7 protein-coding genes and 1 rRNA gene are annotated in these 7,814 nt (G+C 33.2%); 1 reads left to right on the top strand and 7 read right to left on the bottom strand.

The window, feature by feature from the left end:
- Positions 1-114 (top strand): 5S ribosomal RNA (gene rrf, locus AC1DIT_RS26040); the annotation flags it as partial.
- 194 nt (positions 115-308) lie between these two features.
- Here rrf and AC1DIT_RS26035 read toward each other — a convergent pair.
- The 7 genes from AC1DIT_RS26035 to AC1DIT_RS26005 form a co-directional block, all read right to left on the bottom strand.
- Complete coding sequence (locus tag AC1DIT_RS26035) at positions 309-755, bottom strand: ASCH domain-containing protein (protein ID WP_033670935.1); 447 nt, start codon at positions 753-755, stop codon at positions 309-311.
- 332 nt (positions 756-1,087) lie between these two features.
- Positions 1,088-1,885 carry an undecaprenyl-diphosphate phosphatase gene (gene bacA, locus AC1DIT_RS26030; RefSeq protein ID WP_016132489.1) on the bottom strand — a complete coding sequence of 266 codons (798 nt, stop codon included), beginning with the start codon at positions 1,883-1,885 and terminating at the stop codon, positions 1,088-1,090.
- A 33-nt stretch (positions 1,886-1,918) separates the two neighbouring features.
- Positions 1,919-3,442, bottom strand: a complete 1,524-nt coding sequence (locus tag AC1DIT_RS26025; RefSeq protein WP_476998515.1) for a serine hydrolase domain-containing protein — start codon at positions 3,440-3,442, stop codon at positions 1,919-1,921.
- Positions 3,443-3,656: 214 nt separating this feature from the next.
- Entirely contained in the window at positions 3,657-4,394 is a 738-nt protein-coding gene (locus AC1DIT_RS26020; RefSeq protein WP_016117055.1) for an ABC transporter permease, read from the bottom strand.
- Positions 4,387-5,328: an ABC transporter ATP-binding protein gene (locus tag AC1DIT_RS26015; RefSeq protein WP_033670936.1), complete on the bottom strand. Its 942-nt coding sequence runs from the start codon at positions 5,326-5,328 to the stop codon at positions 4,387-4,389. The genes AC1DIT_RS26020 and AC1DIT_RS26015 overlap by 8 nt, the downstream gene beginning before the upstream one ends.
- Before the next feature lie 46 nt (positions 5,329-5,374).
- Entirely contained in the window at positions 5,375-6,418 is a 1,044-nt protein-coding gene (locus AC1DIT_RS26010; protein ID WP_016117057.1) for a sensor histidine kinase, read from the bottom strand.
- A complete protein-coding gene (locus AC1DIT_RS26005; RefSeq protein ID WP_016117058.1) occupies positions 6,408-7,121 on the bottom strand; it encodes a response regulator transcription factor in 714 nt (237 codons plus the stop codon). Before AC1DIT_RS26005 ends, AC1DIT_RS26010 begins: the two co-directional genes overlap by 11 nt.
- Positions 7,122-7,814 lie beyond the last annotated feature (693 nt).

Genomic DNA, 7,814 nt, shown 5'->3' with positions numbered 1-7,814 from the left:
TGGTGATGATGGCAGAGAGGTCACACCCGTTCCCATACCGAACACGGAAGTTAAGCTCTCTAGCGCCGATGGTAGTTGGGACCTTGTCCCTGTGAGAGTAGGACGTCGCCAAGCAAAAACCTAAGTCGTTTCGACTTAGGTTTTTTTGTTTAATAAAATAAATGCTTTGTGTACCTAAGTATTTATTTTATTTTTCTTCATAGCTGTTCATAAATTTTCTTCTTCATTAGAGATAATAAGATAAGGTCATCACCTATGCGTTTTTTTGAATCATAGGTGATGACCTTGTATTTGAAAAGTGGGTATGTTTATTTTTTTACATCAATGAGTTTAAAACGTTCACAAACGAGTAGCATATCTTCAGAAAACTCATGTCCAAGTGCATTCAATTCTTTGGTAAAGAACTTTGTGTGGGTATCTTTCCAGTAGTCATAAGTTCGATCACCTTCGCCTTCTGCAATGGCAAATTCTTCGGGCACTTCATTCATTGGTGTTACAGTTACTTCTATTGTTTTAATAATGGCTACAGGCTCATCCTGGCTATTTAAGATAATACTATAATCATTTATTGCTGGAAGTGGCTCATTGTCTAGTTCATAGAAGATATGACCAGAGCATGTTGCTGTTTTCACGCCATCAATTACTAATTGAGCAAGATAATCAGGAGATGCTCCGAACTGCCATGCGCTGACAGATTGAGGTTTTTCACTTTCCTTCCAATACTCATCCCAATACTTTTGTGCTAATTGGTTCATTTGTATCATTCACCTATTTCTCTATTATATATTCAAATACATAATTCATTGTCATAAGGTTCTGGTCATCTATCTCTCCTATAAACCTCTATAATAACATTAAAGAATATTCAGAATTAATAAGTCAAGTTATTTTAAACAACTACTTAAGTTTTTAAGATTAGATAATTTATTTCGAGTAATAAAACCAACGCTTTTTATGGAGATTTTGTTTAGCATATCTTTTTTTAAAATGGAGAAGGTATGTCTGTTAGGGTCGTATAATTTCAACTAACCGATTCTTCCATAGGAATATCGGTTAGTTAGTGTTTTTATAGGTGATCTTTCTATAGTTAGAGCAATACGAATATAGTAAATACAATAGCTAACAAAATGCGATAATAGGCAAAAGGTTTTAAACCTATTTTCGAGAGTAGCTTTAGAAACGTTACTACTGCTAACATTGCTACTACAAAAGAAGTAATAAATCCTACTGCAAACATTGGAATATCATCTATACTTAAATGTTCCCAACTTTTTAATAAGTCTAGACCGGTTGCACCAACCATGACGGGAAGAGCGATAAGAAAAGAAAATTCTGATGCAGCGTTATAATTCACTTTTGCTAACAATCCTCCAGACATTGTGGATCCAGCTCTTGAAAAACCAGGATATACCGCTAAACATTGAAATAATCCAATTGTTAATGCTTGACGATACGTTAAATCATCTAATGAATAAGAGGTAGCTTCAGGTTTTTTAACTTCTGCAAAAATCATAAGAATAGCTCCTGCTACAAGTCCGATAACGACAGTATATGGCTGAAATAAGTATGTTTTGATTACATCATGTAATAGTAAGCCAACAACTACAGCTGGGAATACACCTAGGAAAACATGTAGTGCATTGAATTTTTTCTCTTTCTGCAAGAGAGGCTTAATGTTACATAAGGAAACAAGGCGTTTGTGATATAAAAAAGCAATAGCTAAAATTGCTCCTAATTGTATGACAATCTCAAATGTTTTTGCTCTTTCTCCTTCAAAACCTAATAAGTGTCCGACTAGTATAAGATGCCCAGTAGAAGAAATAGGTAGGAATTCTGCTAGTCCTTCTACAATACCGAGTATGAAGGCAATAATTGCATCGCTCATAATTTCACTCCTATGTCAAATGTTAATGAAAATCTATGAAAGAAATCTATTGACGTTTTTCTTAGTGAAAAACATTAAATTTGTATAGATGGAATATAAAATTATAACTGTTATAAAGCTATACATTGTTAGTGTAACTGTAACGGGAGCCCATACTGTAACAAACGACCAAGGTACTCCAAGTAGTATTTTGGGGAGTTTTAAAAAGAATAGTAGTCCCCCTGCAACGACACATATATTTATGAGAAATAATATGAATTTCTTTTTGTTTAATAAAGTCCAATTTCGGCGTTTTTGTAATAACCTTCTTATAAGTCTYATGGTTAAAATTATAAATAATATACTTAAGCACGCTGTCACAATGAATATTATGGTTGCTATTTTATCTACCTTTTGAAAGCTATCTATTTGCTGTGTACCGGAAATGTTCTTTCCGTTCCAGAGATCTATAACACCTTGACCAATTGATGTAGTAAATGTACTTTTCATATTTGCTAACACCGCTACGCCTGTTTGTTCATCCGGTTGCATTATAATAAAAGACGAAAAGTTTGGAGTTTCTCCATCATGGAATACAATTTTTTTGTCTTTTTGTAAAACAACCCATCCGCTGGCATAGTAGCTATTATTAGCAACTGGTTTCACTGTCTTATCAGGGATATGTGAATCCGAAATTAGTTGTGGATCAATGGAATCGTTTGTTTCAGTTCCTAATTGAAGATTCATCCATTTTGCTAAATCATTTGTATTACTGATAACATAACCTGCGGGTGTATTACCACGATAGATAGGTTGTGTATATGCATATGGTCTCATAAATCTTAATTTATACCCAGTAGCCATCTCATTGGATTGTCCTTGTAAGTAACCTACTAATGAATTTTTCATTCCAATTTGATTTAAGATGTTTTGCTTCATATAAACTTCATATGGCTTTTTTGTCACTTTTTCAATTACAAGTCCTAAAATATCATAATTAATAGTTGCGTATTCAAAAGAGCTTCCTGGCTTATGATCCAATTTTGTGTGTTGTAATGTTTTGACGGTTGCTTCTAGTGCATCATTCTCTGTACTGATGGGAATATCGCTAATAGTGGTAGAAGGTATTCCGCTAGTTTGATAAAGCAAATGATTTAAAGTAATATTTCCTGGTTTATCGTTATAAGTTAATTTTAGCCATGGTAAAAATTTTGTGATATCGTCAGTTCTTTTTAGTAAGTCCTCTTTTTCTAATTGTAAAATAGCTAAACCTGTAAAAGCTTTACTTGTTGAAGCTAGCTCAAATAAAGTATCTTCATTTACAACCTTTTGGGTTTTTAAATCTGCGTACCCAAATCCTTCTTGATATACAGTTTTTCCTTTTTCGACAATGACTACTGATATTCCTGGTATTTGACTAAGCTCTTGTTGTTCTTTAATAAATTGGTCAATTTGTTGTATGCGTTGTTCTTTAGTTTGTTCACTTTCAGCAAAGCTAATTTGTGAGAATGGGATAAGAAAGACTAGTATTAAAAAACTGATAGAAAGGTAATGGTAGAGTATCTTCTTTTTATTCATCTTTAATAGCTCCTGTCCGTAGGTAATAATAGATGACAAAGTGGTTGAAATCTTTTATAGGGAGTGTTTAATCTAAATAACCGGAAATTAGACCCACACCTCAAAATTATCAGGGGGGACAAAAGAGAGGTGTGGGAACAACTTTGAATAAAAGCCTGATTTTAAGTGGTACACAACGCATCTACTAATAAAACCCTTAATTTATCTACTTAGATTAATGAATATCAACCTTTTTAAAATAGAATATTGTTGTGATAAAGCCGATAATAGATGTAGCTGCAATGATGATATATGAATATTCCGGAGGATATGTTGGTTGCAGTTCGTTATTTACTATATCGATTGTTGCTGCCCAAGGAAATAAATCTTTGTGCTCTGAGTTTGCAGTCATAACATTTATCATCGTTATAACGATTGTTAATATAATAGGCGGAACATAAGTTTTCATTACAAGGGTTAGCAGTACAATAGGGGTTGATAAAATAAAAAGAAATCCGCCGCACATTAAAAATTTCATTAAAGATTGCAGAAGTAATGAGCTACTGAAGCCAGAGAAGTTTCCTAATAATCCTAATAATAAAGTTAGTCCCCAAGCAACTATAGTTAGCATCATAATCCAAACAAATAGGAGGATGAATTTACTTATAATAAAGTTAATACGTGATACAGGAATGGTTAATAGATTTTTTAATGTATCTTCCGTATATTCCCGGTTAAAGAGATAAGCAGTCACTACACCGTATAGGGGGATTCCGATTATTAAAACAGTATATAGATTGACATCAGAGAACAGTCTATCAAATAGTATAGTTGGATTAGGATTTTTTGTTTTTATGTGTACATATGACGCTACTACTACCATAAAAGGTGCCACAGCTGCTCCAATAATACTAATTAAGAACATGTTAGAACGTTTTAATTTTAATAATTCTGTGTATAGTAGATTAACCAATTGTTCCACCTCCAACTAATTTGGTGAAGTAATCTTCTAATCTATCTTCGCTCATCATAATTTTTAATACTTCGATATCGTTTTGGACAAATGTTTTATTAATTTGTCCTTGTTGCCCAAAATGGGAATAGACGCGAATGTTACCCTCATCATGCACTTCATAATCCGAAATATGAAATTGATTTTCTAAAAGCATTACAGCTTTGTTATCGTTATTTACTTGGAATTCTAAGTATTTTCGATTTGTTTTTCGAAGTGTATCAAGAGCAATTTCCTTTAATAACTTTCCTTCATGAATAATTCCCATATGATCGACTAGCTGTTCGACTTCAGCTAAAATATGGCTGGAAATTAATATCGTTATATTTCTTTCTTGTGCTAAAGATTTAATGAGCTTTCGCATTTCTTTAATACCAATTGGATCTAAACCATTAGTTGGTTCATCTAATATTAACAGTTCGGGATAATGGAGAAGAGCTCTTGCAATTCCTAAACGCTGTTTCATCCCTAAAGAGTATTTTCCTACTAACTTTTTTGTTTCATGCTGCAAGCCTACAATTTCTAGTGCTTCTCCAATCGCATCCTTTTTATGAACCCCGATTATCTTTGCATTAATTAATAGATTCTCTCTTGCAGTTAGGTTTTCATAGAACCCTGGCACTTCAACGATAGAACCGATTCTCCTTAAAATTTCTTTTTGATTCCGAGATAAATCCTCTCCGAATATTTCGATTTTTCCGCTTGTAGGTTTTATTAATCCCAGTAGCATTCGAATTGTAGTCGTTTTACCAGCACCATTTCGCCCGATAAATCCGTAAATCTCTCCTTGGTTTACAGTTATATTTAGATTATCTACTGATTTTTGTTTGTCATAAATCTTAGTGAGATTTGTTGTCTTTATAATTGCATTCACTCTGAAACACCTGCTTTCCATAAATAAGCTCTTAATTACATGATAAAAAGGAGGATTTAACTGCTACTTAATCATTTCTTAACTGTTTCTTAAAAATGGTTTGTTTTGGGATAGAAAATCCAAAGGTGGTTCTTTCCCACGGAATACTTTCTACCCATATTTTCCCGCCGTTTTTTTCTACGAGAGCTTTAGCGATAGCGAGTCCTAGACCACTCCCACCATGAGAATGGTTCCTTGATTGTTCACTTCGGTACATTCTCTCAAATACGTTATTTAAATCATGTTTTGAAATTCCAGGTCCTTTATCCCAAATAAGCAGCTGATATTCATTAGTGGTCTCTAAGAGTTTTATTCCTATTATCTTTCCGGATTTTCCGTAATATATAGCATTTTTCATGAGGTTACCTATAACTCGTATAAGGCTAAGATAATCTGCTGTAACGGGACAAGGTGTTTCTGGGATGCTAACTTGTAACTCTAAATCATGTTTTGTTAGTTCAGGTAAAAATTCAATTAAAGATTCTCTAGCAATTTCAGCAAAATTGAGAGGCTCTTCCTTCAATGGAAATTCATCTGCATCTAGCTTGGCCATATTAAATATTTCATCAACTAATTGTTTTAAGTTGCTTGATTTCTTTGAAATAATTTCAAGATATTCTCGTTTCTCTTCTTCTGAAGTAGCAATATCATCTTTTAAAGCATCAACATAGCCAATAATAGAAGTAAGGGGTGTCCGGATATCATGCGAAATACTAGATAGGAGCTGTTTTCTAGATTCATGAGATTTTACAGCTTCAATTTGTACTTTTTCTAGCGCGGTTATTAATTCATTTGTAGAAAAAATTACTTCATCCAATGAATGATCGTTATTTGTATAGAGTCTAGCATGTGTACTTCCCTTGATAGCACGTTTTAATCCGGTAACCATGGATTTTCGATTTTCGATAAAATGAAGTCTTATAAAGAAAAGACTGATTGTCATAATGAAGAGTGCAATAAATAAAGCTAATCTTCCTGTTTCTAATTGATTGTTACTTATATCTATAGATAGGAGTGCCGTGATTGCTAAAAGTTGCAATAGAAGAAGATACAGAACTTTATCATTCTTCATGCTTCTCACCTACAAATTTATAACCGATGCCCCAGACGGTTTGGATGAATTTAGGATTGGAAGGGTCAGCCTCGATTTTCTTTCTAAGCTTTCGAATGTGCACCATAATGGTATTATCATCTTCTATATAATTACTATCCCAAACATTACGGAAGAGTTGTGTTTTTGTAAAAACTTGTTCAGGGTTTAAAGCAAAAAACTTTAATAATTCTAATTCTTTTCCAGTTAAAGAGATTTCTGCGCCATCTACGTTAACTGTGTACTTTTTCACATCAATTGTTAGCCCTTTAAATGTTAGGAGTGTTTTGTCCTGCGTGCTAGTGTTACTCCCTAACACGAAAAAACGCCTCATAAGAGCTTTTACTCTAGCGACCACTTCATGAATACTAAAAGGTTTTGTGATGTAATCGTCTGCCCCTATGCTGAGACCTAAAACTTTATCCACTTCATGATCTTTAGCAGTAAGCATTAATATTGGGATGTTTGTTTTATCCCTAAGTCTTCTACATACTTCGATACCATCAATCTTAGGCATCATGAGATCTAGTATGATCAGATTATATTTATTTTGATTAAATAAATGAAGTGCTTCTGCGCCATTTATAGCGATATCTACTGTATATAATTCTCGTTCTAGATATTTTTTTAATAAATCTCGTATTTCTTTTTCATCGTCTGCTATAAGTACACGGATATCTTCCATATTGTCACCTGCTTCTAATAGAGTTTTATTAATAGTATAATTTGTATAAACAAAGGTTGTAGTATGGCTCGGTAATAAAAAAATACAATAACTATCTAATTATATACTATTGATTGTTAAAATAAGGTTATTAGTTTTGATGAAAGGAATAGGATGTATGGAATCGAGAAGAGGGAGATTAGGAGTGATTGAATATAAGGGGAACTCCCCAAAGATAGTTTGAATAAGAGTGTTGTGAAACGGAAGTATATAATTTTGAATGTCTTCTAAAATAGAGAAATGAGTAATGAACTTGAAAGTTACCTGGAGAAATAGATTACTAGATAAAGGGACGCTCTTGTTTCTATCTATTGAAATTTCAATGCGTTTTTTCTCATAATACATTGATGCAAAAAGAGTGAATTAAATATATTTAAAAAAGGTATTGACGATTAGTATATTGAAGTGTAATATTATACGAGTCGCCGATAGAAAAAACGCAAAACGCGACAAACGAAATGAAAAACTTAGTTGACATTGAAACATGAAAGTGTTAACATAAGGGAGTCGCAAATGAGCGGCAAACGAGTTCTTTGAAAACTGAACGAAACAAACAACGTGAAACGTCAATTTTTATTTTAGATGCTAGACAAACTAACTTTATTGGAGAGTTTGATCCTGGCTCAGGATGAACGCTGGCGGCGTGCCTAATAC

The sequence above is a fragment of the Bacillus sp. 05T22 genome (assembly GCF_056396765.1).
The sequence above is the reverse complement of the archived record's forward strand: the minus strand, read 5'-3'. Positions and strand labels throughout refer to the sequence as shown.

What these genes read in the sequence shown, in the direction of transcription:
- AC1DIT_RS26035 (WP_033670935.1), bottom strand. Translation starts at nt 755, where the DNA reads ATGAACCAATTAGCACAAAAGTATTGGGATGAGTATTGGAAGGAAAGT.
- bacA (WP_016132489.1), bottom strand. Translation starts at nt 1,885, where the DNA reads ATGAGCGATGCAATTATTGCCTTCATACTCGGTATTGTAGAAGGACTA.
- AC1DIT_RS26015 (WP_033670936.1), bottom strand. Translation starts at nt 5,328, where the DNA reads ATGGAAAGCAGGTGTTTCAGAGTGAATGCAATTATAAAGACAACAAAT.
- AC1DIT_RS26010 (WP_016117057.1), bottom strand. Translation starts at nt 6,418, where the DNA reads ATGAAGAATGATAAAGTTCTGTATCTTCTTCTATTGCAACTTTTAGCA.
- AC1DIT_RS26005 (WP_016117058.1), bottom strand. Translation starts at nt 7,121, where the DNA reads ATGGAAGATATCCGTGTACTTATAGCAGACGATGAAAAAGAAATACGA.